The organism is Kribbella sp. NPDC048837 (assembly GCF_055586945.1).
The window spans coordinates 2,166-18,791 of record NZ_JBVJHF010000015.1 but is presented as its reverse complement, the minus strand read 5'-3'; the positions used below and the strand labels follow the sequence as shown (position 1 = coordinate 18,791).

Sequence of the window (16,626 nt, the reverse complement as noted above, 5' to 3'; positions counted from 1 at the left end):
TGTGTGAGGCCACCATGATTCTGATCGGTCGGAGCAATTGGGTGCCACCCCGCCGGTGGAAGCTCTGGTCGTTGCCGCGTCCCGCGCTGAGCTACGTGCTCGGCGTCGACGCGATCGCAGTCATCATCACCACCTTGGCTGTGGCCTCGACGATCTTCGGCGCCCAGAAGGGCGTCAGGCCCTCCGAGTGGGTCGCCTTCGCCGTGCTCGCCGCCGCCTCGGTGCTTCACCTGGAGTCTGCCCGCGGAATCGAGCGCCGACGCGAGATGGCGGCGAACACTTCGCCGTACACGAACCTGAAGAGCCTGTGGGTGTTCGCAGGCCTACTGCTGCTTCCACTCAGCCTCGCGGTCGCGCTGGTCGTCGTGTCCTACGGATACTCCTGGATCCGGGTCTACGGCCGGACCATCGCGCACCGCAAGGTGTTCTCGGCCAGCACGTTCATCCTGGCCAGCGCCGCGGCCGCCGCGGTGCTCCGGGCCGGCGGTGTGGTGAACGAGCCGCGCGTGCCAACCGGACCGTGGTCCCTGCTCGTCGTGCTGGCCGCGGCGACCACGTGGTGGCTGGTCAACTTCGCGTTGGTGATCGGCGCGATCCTGCTGTCCTCTCCGGATGCCACCGCTCGAGGTGCTCTGGGTGATCTGGCCGACCAGCTCGTCGTCGTGGCCGGTCTGGGCCTCGGTGTAGCGGTCGCGGCACTCCAGGCGTCGTACCCGTGGGTGGTGCCGATCCTCATGGTGACGGTGCTGACACTGCACCGCGATCTCCTGCTGCCGCAGTTCCAGCGGGCCGCGGGGACCGACGTCAAGACCGGTCTGGCGACACCGGCGTACTGGGCCAGCGCCGTGCCGGTCGAGCTGGCTCGGGCGGAGACGCTGCGCAGCAATGTGGGTCTGTTGATGATGGACCTGGACAAGTTCAAGGAGATCAACGACACCTACGGTCACCCGGCCGGGGACCAGGCACTGCGTGCGGTCGGCGAGAGCGTCCGGGCAGAGGTCCGGCAGGGTGACCTGGTCGCCCGCGTTGGTGGCGATGAGTTGGCCGTGCTGCTCCCCGGCGCCTCGGAGAGCGAGGTGCTAGAGGTGGCCGAGCGGATCCGCGACCGGCTGAGCACACTGAGCGTTCCGGTTGAGACCACAACGTCCACCACGGCCATGATCACCGGTGTGCCGGCGTCCTTCGGCGCTGCGGTCTATCCGGATGTCGCGGTCACCATGGACCAGCTGATCCTCGCCGCCGACAACGCACTACTGAGCGCCAAACGGGACGGCCGGAACCGCATCGTCACCGCCCGGCCGAACCCGCCGGCCGTCACCGACCACACGGATCAGCCGGTCAGCGACTGACCCTGACCAGCGCCTTGCCGCGCAGTGTGCGGTTCTCCAGTGCGGTGTGCGCGTCCGCGACGTGGTCGAGGTCGTAGACCTGATCGATCACGGGCTTCAGGTCACCGGCGGCCGCCCGCCTGATCACCTCGGCGCCGGTGACTGTGGTGGTCGTCGTGTCGGCACGGAGATCCATGATGCCCTTCACGGTGATCCCGCGACGCTGCGCCTCGGCGGGGTCGTACGCCGCGAAACCGCCGCTCGGAGCCCCGTGGGCGGAGAACCAGCCACCGTCCCGCACCGCCGTGAACGCGGTCGCCCCGAGCTCACCACCGGCGCCTTCGAACACGATGTCGGCGCCGTGACTATTCGTTGCCGCTAGCACCAATTTCTCCCAGCCGGGCGCGCCGTAGTCGATCACCACGTCCGCGCCCTGCGCCCGGCTGAGGTCGAGCTTCTCGTGGCCGCGAGCTGCCGCGATGACGTGCGCTCCGGCCTTGTGCGCGAGCTGGGTCAGCAGCAGACCCATGCCGCCGGCGGAGGCGGTAATCAGCACCTCCTTGCCCTGCATCGGTGGCGCCAGTTCCTCGAGCATGAGGGCGGTGAATCCGTCGCCGAAGACGGCGACCGCGGTGGCGAGATCGAGCTCCGCGGGAATCTCGATGACCTCTTGAGCCAGCGCCAGTTCGGCCTGCGCGCCGAAGCCGATCGAGCGACCGACGACCGCCTTGCCGAGCCACTCCCCGGGTACGCCGGCGCCGACCGCGCGGACCCGTCCACCCAGCGAACCGCCTGGCACATAAGGCGGTGTCACGTCGAAGAACCGGCCGTGCTCCCCGCGTCGGATCGCTGTCTCGACGTAGATGACGTCCGCGACCATCACCTCGACGAGAACCTGGCCGTCGGCCGGCACCGGATCGGGCCATTCCTGGGTCTTGATCACGTCCGGGCCGCCGAACTCGGTCACCACCGCTGCACGCATATCCGCTCCTCCAGCTCGTGTCCTGACCCGTCCGAGCCTGCAACCTCAACGTTGGTTCAGGTCAACTCGGGCGGTTGTCCACAGGCACGGTGTGACGGGCGGGAAGTTGTCGGTGGTCCGGCGTACTGTGCAGGGCATGTTCGACGCCGTCTTCGTCCCCGCCGACCCGCCGCGCGCGGGCCGGCTGGCGTTGTACGGCGATCTCGCGGCGGCCGGTGAAGTCGCCGACGGGACCGTGGATCTCGTGCTGCCGAAGGGGTCGGCGGTGCGGCGGACCACGGTGCCGGCCCGCTTGCTGCGGATCGACGAGGTGCTCGCGCGGCTGGGCCTGACGGGGTCGACCAGCTGGGAGGCGTGGCGGGCGGCCGCGCTGGCCGGTCTGGGGTTGATCGGGCGTGGCCGGCTGGTGCCGGATCGCAGCCCGAGTGGTTTCGGGGCTTGGCGGGTGGCGCCGCTCGATCCGTTGGACCGCGGCTGGTTGCGGAATCTGGGTGCCGCGATGCCGGCGTACGGGCATGCCTTGCCGATCGAGGGGACGCGACCGGTGCGGCTGGTCGACTCGGAGCAACTGGTCCGGGCGTTCTGGGATGCACTGGCCGACACGCTCGTGCGGACACCGGCCGCGGCAGTCGCCGTGCGTCCGGGGGCGGCGCCGTTCGCGTCGTGGGATCCCGTCGAGCTGAGCGGACCTACGGGATGGCTGGACGAGACGGCGTTGAGTGAGGAGGCCGGGGCTCGGCTGGTGCTGCGGATCGAGCCGCCGTCGGAGTCGGTCGAGGAGTTCCGGGCCGTGCTGCAGTTGCGCAGCGGTGTCGATCCGAGCCTGCTGGTCGATGTGTCGGACGTGTGGAGTGCGCCGGCGGCTGTGCTTGCTGCTCTCGGCGAGCGGGCGGAGACCGATCTACTGCTGGCGTTGCGGCGTGGGGCTCGGGTCTGGCCGCCGTTGGGTGCGGCGTTGCGGGACGCGGCGCCGGCCGATGTCGAGGTGGACGACGCGTCGTTGGAGGAGTTGGCCGAGGGCAGTACGGCGTTGGAGGGCGCCGGGATCGAGGTGCTCTGGCCGACCGAGTTGTTCGCGGGTGAGCTGGCTGTGCGCGGGACGGTCGCGACGCCGGCGCCGGGTGCGGTGACCGGGCCGGACTTCAGTCTCACCGACCTCGTCGCGTTCCGATGGCGGCCGACGCTGGACGGGCAGGAGCTGACCGAGCAAGAGGTGGCGGCGCTTGCGGAGGCGAAGCGGCCGATGATCCGGATGCGCGGTCGGTGGGTCCGGGTCGATCACGACCTGGTGCGGAAGCTGCGTCGGGGCGGCACGCGGAAGCTGACGGGTGCCGAGGCGCTCGGTGCTGCGCTGACCGGATCCATCGAGGTCGATGGGGAGCTCGTGGCCTTCGACGCCGATGGATCGCTGGCGTCGATGCTGGCCCGGTTGCGGGCGGCCGAGGAGCCCGCGCCGTTCGCCTCGCCTGCCGGGTTGGAGGCCACGCTGCGGGACTACCAGCGGCGCGGGGTGGCGTGGATGGCGCAGCTCGCGGATCTCGGTCTGGGTGGCTGTCTGGCCGACGACATGGGTCTGGGTAAGACGATCCAGGTCATCGGGTTGCATCTTCACCTGCTCGGGCGTGGGCGTGGGCCGACGCTGGTGGTCTGCCCGTCGACGTTGCTGGGGACGTGGGAGCGGGAGTTCGCCCGGTTCGCGCCGTCCGTGCCGACGCGGCGCTACCACGGGGCCGGGCGGACGTTGAGTGATCTGGCGCCGGACGAGGTCGTGCTGACGACGTACGGCGTGGTGCGGCAGGACCACCGGGTGCTCGGTGAGGTGTTCTGGGGGCTGGCGGTCGCGGACGAGGCACAGCATGCGAAGAACCCGTTGTCCCGGACGGCTCGTTCGCTCCGGACGTTGCCCTCGGCAACGAGGATCGCACTGACGGGAACGCCGGTGGAGAACCGGTTGTCCGAGCTGTGGTCGATCCTGGACTGGGCCGCGCCCGGGTTGCTGGGGACGCTGGAGCGGTTCCGCCACGACGTCGCCGTACCCGTGGAGCGGTACCACGACGAGGAGGCGACGGCCCGGCTGGCGCGGGTGACGCGGCCGTTCCTGCTGCGGCGGCGCAAGAGCGATCCCGGGATCGCGCCGGAATTGCCGCGCAAGACCGAACACGACGTCGTCGTACCGCTGACGACCGAGCAGGCCACGCTGTACCAGGCGGTGGCCAAGGAGACACTGGCGAAGATCGAGTCGGCGGAAGGGATCGCCCGGCGCGGTCTGGTGCTCAGCCTGCTCACGCAGTTGAAGCAGGTGTGCAACCACCCGGCGCAGTTCCTGCACGAGCCTGGTCCGCTGGAGCGACGGTCCGGCAAGCTCGCGGCGCTGGACGAGCTCCTCGACGTGATCCTGGCCGAGGGCGAGTCGGTGCTGATCTTCAGCCAGTACGTCGAGATGTGCCGGCTGATCGAGGCCCATCTGGCCGCGCGGCAGGTGAAGTCGTTGTTCCTGCACGGTGGGATCGGGGTGCGGAAGCGGGAGCAGTTGGTTTCGCAGTTCCAGGACGGCGAGGCGCAGGTGTTCCTGTTGTCGCTGAAGGCCGGTGGGGTCGGGCTGACGTTGACGCGGGCGACGCATGTGGTGCATTACGACCGCTGGTGGAACCCCGCGGTCGAGGACCAGGCGACGGACCGTGCGTACCGGATCGGTCAGGACCGGCCGGTGCAGGTGCATCGACTCGTCACCGAGAACACGCTGGAAGACCGCATCTCCACGGTGATCGCCGCCAAACGCGACCTGGCTGACGCGGTGGTGGGCTCGGGCGAGGCCTGGCTGAGCGAGCTGTCGGACGCGGAGTTGACCGAGTTGGTCGAGCTGTCCACCACGCCACTGCGCGCCGGTGCCGCCGGTCCGCACAACCCATCCACCGTCGGCCGAGTCTCCCCGGGCGGTGACCCCGATGAGTGAACAACCACCGAAGGAGACACCGGACCCGCGGGACGTGCGGGACGCGGCGGAGTCGCGGGCCTCGGCGGGGTCGCCGGACGCGGCTGGCTCGCGGGCCGCGGCGGGGGCGCTGGGGTTGCGGTCTGGGTCGTTGGAGTTGCAGGCGGGGGCGCGGGAGGGGCGGGCTGCGGGTGAGCGGGCGCCTTGGCAGGGGTGGCGGCGGAAGGGGGAAGATGCTGGGTTGCCGGCGGCGAAGGGGCCGGGGAGTCGGCGGCCGTTCGGGGCGACGTGGTGGGGGCGGGCCTGGCTGGAGGCGTTGGAGCACCGGGCCCGGCTGGATCCGAACCGGTTGGCGCGAGGACGCTCGTACGCACGGCGCGGGAGTGTGCTCGAGCTGACGGTCACCCCGGGCGAGGTCGAGGCAGTCGTGCAGGGCAGCCGCGTCACGCCGTACCAGGTGACGGTCCGGATCCGCGCGTTCTCGACCTCCGAGTGGAACGCCGTCCTCGACGTGGTCTCGGCCCAGATCGGCCGCGTCGCGGCGCTTCTCGACGGGGAGCTGCCACCCGAGGTCGTCGACGACGTCCACGCCGCCGGCCTCGACCTGCTCCCCGGCGCGGGCGAGGTCCACACCAACTGCAGCTGCCCGGACTTCGCCGTACCGTGCAAGCATTCCGCCGCCGTCTGCTTCCTCGTGGCTGATGCCCTCGACGACGACCCGTTCGCGCTCCTGCTCCTCCGCGGCCGCCGCAAGGACGAGCTCCTCTCCGCCCTCCGCTCCCGCCGCTCCGGCCCAGCTCTCGAGACCAAGGTCCGCACCCCCGCTCCCCCGGGCATCCCCGCGATCGCGGCCTTCGCCCGGTACCTCGACTCCGACGAAACGCCGGGTCCGGTTCCGGTGCCCGTTCCCCCGAGGCCGCTCGCGTCGCCCGGCGTCCCGGCGGCGGTGCGGGTGCTGGACCCACCGCGGTCCTCGGGTGTCGACGTACGGGACCTGGTCGCGCTGGCAACCGACGCCGCCCGCCGCGCCTGGGAGGTCGCGTCCGGCGACGGCGACGGAGGTCTGCGCCTGACCGTCGACCAGGACCTCGCCCGCCGCGCAGCCCTGGCTCTCGGTACGCCGGAGCTCGCCGACCTCGCGCACCGAGCCGGCGCACCGGCCCGCCAACTCACCAGCTGGGCCGTGGCCTGGCGGGAAGCCGGCCCCGGTGGCCTCGCCGCCGCAGTCGACGAGCCGACCGACACCGACCCGCAGTCCCTCGCCGAAGCCCTCGAAGCCCTCCCGAACGCGACCATCGACGCCAACCGCGTCACCGCCGGCAAGATCCAGCTCCGGCTCGGCGCGGACGCCCTGTGGTACCGCTTCGACCAGCACTTCAACGACTGGACCCTGACCCGACCACCCTCGCCCGACCCCCGTGACCTCCTCACGGACTAGTCCGAAGACTCAAGCGCGGGCCAGGTGCCGGCGCTCGACGCTAACCGCGGGCGGTGACGAAGGCCCGGGTCAGCCGGGTGATGAGGTGGTAGGGGATCGGCTGCTTCAAAGGGAACTTGAGGGTGCCTTTCCCAGAGCGGTAGGGCTCGATCGCGGCGGCCAGCGCGTCGTCGACGGGCGGGATCGGGTAGACAGCGATGTGTTCCTTCCAGCCGCTGAAGTAGAGCAGCGACTTCCCGTCCAGCGTAATCGTGGGGATCTGGTAGCTGATCTTCTCCCCTGCGCCGGGCACGACGGCGTGGATCGTCCGCCGTACCTCCTCCAGCACCGCCTGGACGTCCGCCGGGAACGACGCGATGTACTCGTCCACACTCTCCGCCATAGCGCCATCCTGCCGCGAAAGTGTCAGCGGTGGAGCGAGGTGTGCGCCTCCAGGGCCGGGATCAGGTGGTCGGCGATCTTGGCGTGACCGGCGACCGTGGGGTGGACCTGGTCGGTGCAGTCGTCCTCGGTGATCCAGCCGGTGGAGTCGATGCACACCAGGTTCGGGTCGTCGAGGGACTTCACCGCGGCCTCGATGACGTCGGCGTGCTTCCCGCTGAACGGGGTGAGCGCCACGATCGTCGTCTCCGGGTACGCCGTACGCACCCTGGTGACGTAGCCGGCGTACTCCTCCGGCTCCAGCGTCGGGTCGTTCACGCCGAGGTTGATCACCACGACGTCGGACGGCTCGACCCGTTCGGCGGGTGAGCCGGCGAAGTTCCAGCCGAACGAGTCCACCCCGGCCGGCACCTCGCCGTTCCCCGGCTTGCTGATCCCCTGGCTCCCGAACCCGACCTGGTACGACGTCGCGCCGAACGCGCGGGCGGTCAGATATGCGTACGTCGTCGTACCGTCGGCGCCCTCCGACTCCGGATGGGCGCTCAACGACCGCACGCCCTGCGTGATCGAGTCGCCGTAGAACTCGAGCCGCGGACCCCTCGGCCGGCCGCTCAGCCGCAGCCGCGAGTTCACGTCGAGCACGAGACCGGCGAACACCACCGCGCACTCGAACGGCGGGCTCCACCGGTTGACGTGCTCGTTCACGTCCTTGACCACGACCTCGACCCGGTGCTGCCCGGTCGGCGCGGACAGCTCGACGACCGGGTCCTCGATCACGTGGAGCTCCGGCTCACCGTCGTCGACCGTGATCCACAGGTGCGGCGCGACGGTGAGGCCGTCGGTGTCGAACAGGAGCTGGAGCCGTTCGCCCGCGAACGAGAAGGAGAGCCGCGACCCGGAGTTGACGGTGATCGCCACTCCGGGCTGCTGACCCCACTGGCCCTCCAGGACGATGCGCGGATCTGACGGGGCGACGACCTCGCCTGGTTCGAACGGCACTGGCTCCTCCTCGGTCTCGGTGGCGGTGCAATTCTGCACGCCCGGTCACCACCCTTCCTTCCGAGCCCGCGCTTCGAACAGCAGGATGCCGGCCGACAGCGCGACGTTGAGCGAATCCGCCTGGCCGAGCATCGGGATCGACACCGCGCCGAACCCCTGCTCGTGCCACTGACGCGACAGCCCCGCGCCCTCCGAGCCGACCACGAAAGCCGTCGGGCCGTCGTACTGCGGGACCCGGTAGCTGCCGGTCGCCGCCGGGTCGGCGAGGTGGACGCGGAAGTTGTGGTTACGCAACCACGCGGCCGCGGACGCGATGTCGTCGAACTCCAGGACCGGTGTGGACAGGACGGTCCCGCGACTCGCGGAGTACACGGCCGGGTGGCTGGGGCGGGCGCGCCGGCTGGTGAGGACGAGGCAGTCGACCTTGGCCGCGTCGGCGGTACGGATCAGGGTGCCGAGGTTGCCGGCGTACTCGACGCCGTCGGCGACGAGGACCAGCGACTCGTTGGTGAACCGGAACGCCTGCGGCTTCCAGACCGGCAGCTGGGCGATCGAGATCAGCCCGTCGGAACGGGACTTGCGGGACAGGCGGGTGAGCAGCTTCTCCGAGATGCGGTACACCTCGGCGGCGCGCTCGGCGATCCGGTGTACGGCGTTCGTCGTACACGCCTCGGGGCACCAGAAGAAGGCGTCGATCGTGGTCCTGGTGGCGAGCAGGCGGTCGTGTTCCCAGCCGCCTTCGACCATGATCCGGCCGGGAGATGCGTCCTTGCGGACGGTGAGCAGGTCGCGGACACGGGGGTGTTGCGCACCGATCGGGCGCGCGTCATGCACGGTCATGTGCAAAGCTCCGGAAGGAGAGAATCAGCAAGCGCGCCGGGGACCCTGTCGTGGGTCCACGCCGGCGTGGCGAACGCCCGAAGGCGCCGTGGTCTGGACGCGGTCTACCTGGACCGCGTCAGCCAAGGATTCTCTTCACGTATCGGATGGTAGGACGCCCCCCGCACACCGTCACCCGGTTTTCCACAGGCTCCGGCCACCCCTGTCCGTGCAGTTGTCCACACCTTCCCGTTAGGCGGGTTTTGGTCTGTCGGAGTGAACCACCTCACCTCCGTCTTTCCGGTTGTCCACACCTTCCTGGCAGGTGGGTTTTGGTCTGTCGGTGTGGGTGGTTAGAGTCCATTGCTCTGGTAGCCGGTCTGCTATCACACGGGAGGAGCGGGGATGGACGCGACATTGCTCGACGCCGAGGCCGAGGCCGCCGTCCTCCGCGTCTACCGTCAGGTGTTCGCGGTGCTCGCCCGCGAGGCCGGCGCGATGATCGTCGACCCCGACCTGCTGGACGTGGACCAGGCGATCCTGGACGCGTTCGCCGAGGCGGGCAGCGACGGGCTCACGGTCGAGCAGGCGACGCTCGCGTGCCGGTCGTACCCGCATGACGTGATCGTGCGGCGTTTCGACCTACTGCGGCAGTACGGCGCGATCACCAAACTCGTCGACCGGCCGAACGAGCTGCGGCACCGCGCCGCGTTCGCGCCGTACGTGATGCTGATGTTCCTCCGCCGGATGTCCGTGCAAGGCGGCCAAGCCGAGCTGCACCAACTGCTAACCCTGGAGGCGCACAGCGTCAGCGACCCGAAGGCGACCGAGGACGACGGGTTCGCGTCGATCCAGCGGCTGACGAAGGTGTTCCGGCTGCTCGGCAACGAGCTCGCCATCCTGGTCTCGACCAGCACAACCGCCCAGCTGCGGGAGAACGCACAGCTCGCCTGGGGTAACGAGCGGCTGATCGAGCAGGCGGAGAAGGTGCACCGGATCGTGCTGGACCGGTGGCCGGGCCTGCATCGCGCGTGTACCTCGCTGCGGATGACGCTGGCGGCCTATGCGGATGCCGTGCAGCTGGCCGCCGGACGTCTGGTGGAGAGAGCGGGTACGACGCGCGCCCTCGGGCTGCTGCCGATCGAGACGTGGCTGACGTTCACCCGGAGCAGTGAGCCGGAGGTGCTGGCCGGGGTGCTCGACGGGTTGCTGTTCGACGCCGCTGCGCCGGACTTCTCGCCTCAGACGATGGTGGAGGCCGTCGAGACAGGACGTCGTACCGGGACTGCCCGGATGGCGCCGCCCCGCCCGACCGGCGACGTCGAGGCGCCGGAGTCGGCCGCCGCGACGGACCGCGAGGAGCTCCGCGCGGAAGCCGAGCGGGTGCTGGCCGGGCGAACGTCCGTGGACATCGTCGAGGTCATCGACGACGCCGGCGACTGGATCACCGCGCGCCGCGTGCTGGCGGAGCTGACCGCGGCACACCTGCACGACGAGCTCGACTACGAGCTGGTCTGGTCCGACGGAATGCGGATCGACCCCACCGCCGGCACCCCTTGGGCCACCGAGGGCACCTTCCGCCGGGTGACCCGATGAGCACCCCGTCGCAGGACGCCGTGGAGCGGCGGCTCTACAACGCGTTGTGGTGGGCGAAGGTGCAGTCCGCCGGTCCGCTCGAGGTCGAGCCGGACACCCCAGCCGTCGCCGGCCTGACGCGGGCCGCCTCACCGGACGGCTCGACCGTCTGGCTCGTGCCGACGCTGCCCTCAGGAGCCGGCCACACCGTCCTGGAAGAGCTCGGCACTCCCCCGGTCGCCGTCGAGCAGCCGAACGAGACGGCCCGAGTCCTTTCGATCTGCGTCGCCTGCTGCTGGACCGACCGCAGTGGCCCCGCCTGGCCGGGCTCGACGGGCACGCTCGCGCAGATCAGATCCGTGTACGCCGGCATGCGCGGCCGCCCCGAGCAGTCCAGCGACCTGACCCTGATCATCGGCAGCCTCCGTCGCCTCCACGCCACCCACTGGCTCCTCTGGAACGAAAAGACCGCCGAGGTCCGCCTGGGTCCCCGAGTCATCACTTGGACCCCGACCGACGAATCCACCCTCCGAGACCTCTGCCGCCATCTCCCCGAGCCCCCACCCGCGGTCCTCACCACCCCGGTGACGTCAGAACCACCCCCGGATCCCCTCCCACCCGACGCCGACTCCGCGGATGAGCGGCGTACGGAGGTGTCGGATGACTGAGCAGCACGTGCTGTTCGATCCTTTGTTGCAGGATCTGAGCGACCGGGCGCGGGACGAAGTACTGGCGGCATTCAGCGCAGTGCAGTACGCCGCCCACCCCGTGGCCGAGGTGCAGCTAGCAGGCCTCCGCGACGTGACGCTCCGCCGCCACGTCCAGAAGATGCTGAAGCTCATCGGCCGGACGCTCGTCCACGTCGACGGCACACACTGGACGTCCGGGTACGCCGACGACATCACCGCGACCCTGACCGCCCAGGGCTGGCAACCCCTGTCCGTCATCGACCGCGCCGTGCTCGTCCTCGTCCTGATCCACTCAGTCGCGATCCCCCGCAGCGAAGGCATCCTGACCGGCGACAGCTGGAAGTCCGCCCGTCCGACAACAGTCGACGAGCTGCGCACCACCAGGATCAGCGGCGAGGAACGGCGTCTCGCGCTCCAACGCCTCCGCGCCGCCGGCCTGATTCAGCTCTCCGGCGACCACTCCGGCGGGCCGAGCTACATCCCCGGCCCGCAACTCCAGCGCCTCACGCCGGCCGCCCGCCGCCGCCTGCAAGACCAACTGATCCTCGCCGCCGCCCCCGCGAGCCCGATCGCCGAAGCCATCCGGGCCCGGAACGGCACCCCCAGCACCACAGACGAAGGCACCACGGAAGAAGGAGCGGTATGAGCAGCACTGTTGAGGACGGTCCGTTCGACATCCTCGGGTCCAAAGTGCTGCTCGGCGTACAAGTCGTCGACCTGTCCCGCCTCTCAACGCACCCGATCCCGATGGTCGGCCAGGGCCTCGTCACGGTCGCCGGCCAGGGCCCGACCGACTCGAACGGTGCCGGCAAGTCGTCGTGGATCGCAGCGCTCAGCCTGCTGCACGCGGACGACCAGTGGCGTCTGACCAGCGGCGCTCCCGGCGCGGCCGAGCTCTTGTTCACCGCCGAAGCCGCCGGCCAGGAAGGCAACTGGTCGAACGTCGACCGCGGGTACATCGTCGGCGTCTTCTCCGACCCCGACCTGTCCGACCTCGGCGAGATCGAGGCGGCCGCGATCACGGTGTGGATTCGCATCAACCGCAAGGCGTCGTACATCGACCTGCGCTGGAAGAACGGCCTGCACGTCCCGTACGGCGCGACCGAGGCGGAGCGTGCCGCCGGTGCCGACGCGTTGTGGGCCGCGCTCCCGCACTCGAACGGCCGTACCGACTTCCACGCCAACAAGCTGTCCACAGTTCTGTACGGCGGTCAGGTCCGGTGTGTCTCGTTCCTGTCGACCTCGGTGCGATCCAGCCCGACCGCCAACCTCCTGGCCGAGCCGCTCAACGAGCTCGGCCCGGCGCGGATCTTCAACGCGATCGCCACCCTCACCGGCCTCGATCACGAGCTCGAGCAGGAGCAGGCGCACCGATCCGCCGAACACACCCAGCGCGAGGCGACCAAGCAGGCGACCGCCGACCTGCAGCGCTGGGAGCAGGAGATGGCGACCGTCGAGGCCGGCATCCTGCAGCGCGCCGCCGCCCGGGAGGCGCTCGCCGCGGCGAAGGAGTCCTGGCAGGCTCGTGGCGCCCGGTACCTGATCGACGGCGAGGCCCGCAACAACGAGATCCGCCAGGAGCTCGCCGTACTGGACGAGCGCGTGGCCGAGCAGGAGACGCGCCGCGAGGCCATCGACACCGAGATCGATGCCTTCGGCAATGAGGAGGTCCTGCTCCGGGACGCTCAGCTGACCCGGCAGGAGCGCGACAAGCTGGATGCGCGCGACCGGGAGCTCGACCTCGCGCAGCGTTCGGTGCGGGAGCAGTTGGAGCGGCTCGGGCAGGAGCATCGCCGGCTGCTCGACGCGGGGCGTTCGGCGGACGGTCGTGACCTGGCCGCCGCGGCCGAGGAGCAGGCCGAGGCTCGGACCGTCCTCGAGGAGCACATCGGCCGGGACCACGCGGCCCGATCCGCGGTCGACTACGCGACGGCGGAGCTGCGCGAGGCCGAGAGCGGTCAGACCGTCTCGGCGCCGCAGCAGCAGGTCCTGGAGAACGCAGGTATCGAGTGCGGTGCGCTGACCGACATCACCGAGCTGCCTTCGTCGGACCGGGCAGAGTGGGAGCCGCGACTCGCGCCGTACCGCGAGGCCGTGGTCATCGACGCCGGTGACGCAACGGTCGCGTCGACCGCGCTGGCCGACGCCGGGTACGCCGGATTCCTGCTGGTGCTCGCGAATCGGCCAGGTGCCGCGCGCAAGGGTCAACGCGGTGGGCCGAAGTCCGCCGACAAGCGGTTCACGCTGGACGCCTTCTTCGCGACCATCGGCGAACGCGCGACCAAGGACAACATCGACGACGTCGCCGGCGTCCTCGCGGTCGGGCAGTTCGACGAACCGCTGACCGGCCGGACCGCGCGGATCGAGGCCGCCCGCCGCCGGGTCGAGGCCGCGGTCGAGGCCCGCGCCGTCGCATCCGCGGCGCTCGAGCAGGCCCGATCCCGGGTCGAGCAGGCAGAGCGCCGTACGGCGGCCGCCCGCGCCCTCGCCGACGCCGAGTCGGTGCAGGAGCAGATCCTCGCGCTCCGCGAGACGATCGACCGGCACGAGACCGACCGTGATTCGCTCGCGCCGCAACTGCAGGCCGCCAAGGAGTCCGCCGAGGCCGCCGCCGGCCAGCAGCTCGTCCGGGACGAACGGCTCAAGAACCTCGAAGCCACCCGTCGCGACCACTTGCGGATCCTCGACGACCTGACCGGTCGCCGGCTCACGCTGCTGGAGGAGCAGACGTCGCTCGACCTGGCGAGCCGGACCACGGCCTGGGGTGGGACGCCGGCCGAGGCCGAGGAGTTCATCCTCGGACTGCCGGACGACGCACAACGCCGTACGACGGCCGACTGGAACCACCAGGCCTGCACGCAGCTCGACGACGTCATCCGCCGCTGCTTCCCGAACGCACGCTCCCGGGAGGAGATCCCGACCGAGCTCTGGGAGATCCTGAACGGCCCGGACGGCTGGACGAACGGTACTCTCGGCGCCCGCGTCGGCCTGGTCCCGGCGCTGCATCGGACCCTCAGCAGCCATCTCGCGCAGCACGAGACGTTCGACAGCCTGCAGCAACAACAGATCGCCAGCCAGCGCGCCGAACGGAACGCCGCTCTCGAGCGCGCCCGCGAGGGCCTGGCCGAGGCCGAGAGCACCGCCCGCGCCCACCGCGCGTCGCTTGCCGACGGCATCAAAGCGCGTCTCCGCCTGGTCTCGCAGGAGTTCGACCGGCTCGACCAGCAGTACGGCGGGTACGGCGCGAAGCTCGAGTTCCCCGAGCCCGACCCGCCGGCCGAGTCGGACAAGCCGTGGCGCTGGACAGTCACGCCGAAGTGGCGACGGTCGGAGGGCGGACCGTTCTCCGCGTTCAACGTGAAGGGCAACACGGCCCAGATGGACGAGAAGGCGGTCAAGCTGGTGTGCGCGGCGGCGCTCGCCGGCGGTTCGGACCGGCCCCTGCTGCTGATCCTCGACGAGCTCGGTCGCAACCTGGGTTCGCAGCACCGCCGCGAGGCGGTGGCGTTGTTCGAGCAGATCGGCCGCGACCGGAACATCACCGTCATCGGCGCCCTGCAGGACGACATGGAGCGCTACGCGCTGGCGTCGTCCCGGCTGTACGTCAAGCTCCGCCGCAGTTCCGACACGATGGCGTACAACCAGGCACCCGTCGTCAAGGGCAACGAAGAGTACGCCGGCCGAGTCGAACTGCTGCGCGACTGGCTGAGCTCCTACCGCGGCACGACCCCGACGCTCGACCTCGCCTCCCCGACGCTCACTCCTTGACAGTTGTCCAGACTTTGGCCGGGTGATTACCTAAATCGGACCCCGGTGCTGACCTCCGACCAGGGGGTGCTTCAGACTGGACCGGTGACCGCTCCAGAGATCCGCTCAGATCGCGCATGCGGAGCTCTGGTCAATCGCTTCAGCAGCGGCGTACCGTCTCCAGCGCGAGGCTGGTCGCCTCACGATCGGAGGGCGTGAATGGCATCCTGGCTGCTCCGCGCCCAGTGGGCCCATCGTGACGAGTCCGTCGAGCACCGCGCGCTCCGCGTGGGCCGCACCCTGACCGCGGTCGCCGTCGCGTTTCCCGACGTACACAACTGGACGCAGGACGAACGCTGGGGCTACCACGTCCTCGAGGCCGACGGCTCCAGCCCGCTCCAGGAGATGGTCGAGGCAACCACCAAGGTCCTCGCGAACGGGTCCAGCACGACCCGGCTGCATCTGCAGAGCACGGGCGAGCTGCCGTGGCTGTTCGACCTCTCGATGGGCGGCACGCTCACCACGGTCTCCGACCAGCTCACCCTGCACTGGAGCGACGAGGACGCACTCGTGCAATCCGAGCGATTCGCGCAGGTGCTCCGCGCGGTCGTGACGATCTGGGAGCCGGAGTGGGCCAGCATCGCCGACACCGAGCTGGCCGCCGCGGCCGGGGTCTTCCGTCGCGGCATCCCGATGATGGGCTGGTTGACGTACGTACGCGGTCTCGTTGCCGGTGCCCACGGCATCGATATCGAGCTCACGCCGTTCGAGCGCGGCACATTGCTCCAGGCCCCGGTCGCCCCGGCCGACCTCACCCCGGTGCACATCTGCGCGGCCGCCGCCCTGGTCGGCATCGCCCCCGAGGCCTAGCTGGTCACCACGGTCCCGCGATCCCACCGCGCCACCTCCGCGGCGCTCGGCACCTCGAACTTGGTGGCGTACTCCTCCAGCTCCTGCCGGCTGATCCGAAACATGCCGGCCGGCAACGCCGCGTTACGAGCGTCGAGCCGCTCCCACAGAACGTCCACCGACAGATCGAGTACGACGATCTCCGCGCGCGCACCGAGCTCGTGCGCGCGGTTCCGGAACAGGTCCCGCTCGGTCTCCGACCAGCAGCCGTAGTCGAGGATCACGTTCACGCCCAGCGTCAACGCTCGCGCCGCCAGCCCCCAGAACAGCCCCGACTCCAGCACCCATCGCCGGCCGCCGTCCTCGCTCACGCCGAGCAGCGCATCCATCCACTCGTCCGGCGTGAACCGCAACGCATCCCGCTCCGCCTCCAGCCGCCGGGCCAAGGTCGTCTTCCCAGCTCCCGGTAACCCCACGATCAGCACCATCGCCGCACGTTCCATGCCCAAACCCTACGGACCCGGCGCCGGCCCCCTGCGGTTGAGGTCGGCAACGAGTTTCCCGGGCATAGGCGGTGGGCAAGCGTCCTACAACCCGCCCCACGGAGGTCCGCCCATACTCATGAGACTCCTGACCAGCACAGCACTCCTCCTGACCACCGTCTCAGCACCGCCAGCCATCGCCACCCCACCATCCGCCGACGCCCTGGCAGCCGCCGCTACCCCGCCATTCGCCGACACGTTGCCATCCGCCACTGCCCCACCATCGGCCGACGCGTCGTCGTCCGCCGCTACCCCACCATCCGCCGACGCCCTGGCAGCCGCCGCTACCCCGCCATTCGCCGACACGTTGCCATCCGCCACTGCCCCACCATCGGCCGACGCGTC

Annotated in this window: 13 protein-coding genes and 1 pseudogene; 9 read left to right on the top strand and 5 right to left on the bottom strand. The window is 70.5% G+C overall.

The genetic code is table 11. The annotated features are described in order from the left end of the window. The first annotated feature begins 14 nt into the window (after positions 1 to 14). Positions 15 to 1,349: a GGDEF domain-containing protein gene (locus ACZ6O0_RS42035; RefSeq protein ID WP_465770700.1), complete on the top strand. Its 1,335-nt coding sequence runs from the start codon at positions 15 to 17 to the stop codon at positions 1,347 to 1,349. Here ACZ6O0_RS42035 and ACZ6O0_RS42030 read toward each other — a convergent pair. Beyond that, a complete protein-coding gene (locus tag ACZ6O0_RS42030; RefSeq protein ID WP_465770699.1) occupies positions 1,339 to 2,310 on the bottom strand; it encodes a zinc-binding dehydrogenase in 972 nt (323 codons plus the stop codon). The two genes, ACZ6O0_RS42035 and ACZ6O0_RS42030, sit on opposite strands and share 11 nt — an antisense overlap. 136 nt (positions 2,311 to 2,446) lie before the next feature. On the opposite strand from ACZ6O0_RS42030, the gene ACZ6O0_RS42025 reads away from it, so the two are divergent. After that, positions 2,447 to 5,263 (top strand): DEAD/DEAH box helicase, encoded by a 2,817-nt coding sequence (locus ACZ6O0_RS42025; protein ID WP_465770698.1) that lies wholly within the window; start codon positions 2,447 to 2,449, stop codon positions 5,261 to 5,263. Continuing rightward, the gene (locus tag ACZ6O0_RS42020) at positions 5,256 to 6,680 is read left to right on the top strand and encodes an SWIM zinc finger family protein (RefSeq protein WP_465770697.1); all 1,425 of its coding nucleotides are present in this window, start codon (positions 5,256 to 5,258) and stop codon (positions 6,678 to 6,680) included. The genes ACZ6O0_RS42025 and ACZ6O0_RS42020 overlap by 8 nt, the downstream gene beginning before the upstream one ends. 40 nt (positions 6,681 to 6,720) lie before the next feature. Here ACZ6O0_RS42020 and ACZ6O0_RS42015 read toward each other — a convergent pair whose 3' ends face one another. From ACZ6O0_RS42015 to ACZ6O0_RS42005, 3 genes are read right to left on the bottom strand one after another with little or no spacing between them, the layout of a single operon-like run. Further along, the gene (locus tag ACZ6O0_RS42015; RefSeq protein WP_465770696.1) at positions 6,721 to 7,062 is read right to left on the bottom strand and encodes an iron chaperone; all 342 of its coding nucleotides are present in this window, start codon (positions 7,060 to 7,062) and stop codon (positions 6,721 to 6,723) included. 23 nt (positions 7,063 to 7,085) lie between these two features. Then, on the bottom strand, positions 7,086 to 8,060 hold the full coding sequence (locus tag ACZ6O0_RS42010; RefSeq protein WP_465770695.1) for an SGNH/GDSL hydrolase family protein: 975 nt from the start codon (positions 8,058 to 8,060) through the stop codon (positions 7,086 to 7,088). 45 nt (positions 8,061 to 8,105) lie between these two features. After that, positions 8,106 to 8,900, bottom strand: a complete 795-nt coding sequence (locus ACZ6O0_RS42005; RefSeq protein ID WP_465770694.1) for a TrmH family RNA methyltransferase — start codon at positions 8,898 to 8,900, stop codon at positions 8,106 to 8,108. Positions 8,901 to 9,284: 384 nt separating this feature from the next. Between ACZ6O0_RS42005 and ACZ6O0_RS42000 the strand changes: the two genes are divergently transcribed. The 5 genes from ACZ6O0_RS42000 (at position 9,285) to ACZ6O0_RS41980 (ending at position 15,760) form a co-directional block, all read left to right on the top strand. Beyond that, on the top strand, positions 9,285 to 10,475 hold the full coding sequence (locus ACZ6O0_RS42000) for a hypothetical protein (protein ID WP_465770693.1): 1,191 nt from the start codon (positions 9,285 to 9,287) through the stop codon (positions 10,473 to 10,475). Further along, complete coding sequence (locus ACZ6O0_RS41995) at positions 10,472 to 11,122, top strand: hypothetical protein (RefSeq protein WP_465770692.1); 651 nt, start codon at positions 10,472 to 10,474, stop codon at positions 11,120 to 11,122. The genes ACZ6O0_RS42000 and ACZ6O0_RS41995 overlap by 4 nt, the downstream gene beginning before the upstream one ends. After that, a complete protein-coding gene (locus ACZ6O0_RS41990; protein WP_465770691.1) occupies positions 11,115 to 11,789 on the top strand; it encodes a hypothetical protein in 675 nt (224 codons plus the stop codon). The genes ACZ6O0_RS41995 and ACZ6O0_RS41990 overlap by 8 nt, the downstream gene beginning before the upstream one ends. After that, positions 11,786 to 14,911 (top strand): coiled-coil domain-containing protein, encoded by a 3,126-nt coding sequence (locus tag ACZ6O0_RS41985; RefSeq protein ID WP_465770690.1) that lies wholly within the window; start codon positions 11,786 to 11,788, stop codon positions 14,909 to 14,911. Before ACZ6O0_RS41990 ends, ACZ6O0_RS41985 begins: the two co-directional genes overlap by 4 nt. Before the next feature lie 198 nt (positions 14,912 to 15,109). Further along, positions 15,110 to 15,760, top strand: a complete 651-nt coding sequence (locus ACZ6O0_RS41980) for a hypothetical protein (protein WP_465770689.1) — start codon at positions 15,110 to 15,112, stop codon at positions 15,758 to 15,760. Here ACZ6O0_RS41980 and ACZ6O0_RS41975 read toward each other — a convergent pair. Next, positions 15,757 to 16,242 carry a P-loop nucleotide/nucleoside kinase family protein gene (locus ACZ6O0_RS41975; RefSeq protein WP_465770688.1) on the bottom strand — a complete coding sequence of 162 codons (486 nt, stop codon included), beginning with the start codon at positions 16,240 to 16,242 and terminating at the stop codon, positions 15,757 to 15,759. The two genes, ACZ6O0_RS41980 and ACZ6O0_RS41975, sit on opposite strands and share 4 nt — an antisense overlap. Before the next feature lie 118 nt (positions 16,243 to 16,360). Here ACZ6O0_RS41975 and ACZ6O0_RS41970 point away from each other — a divergent pair. After that, positions 16,361 to 16,626 (top strand): annotated as a pseudogene (locus ACZ6O0_RS41970) (hypothetical protein); the annotation flags it as partial.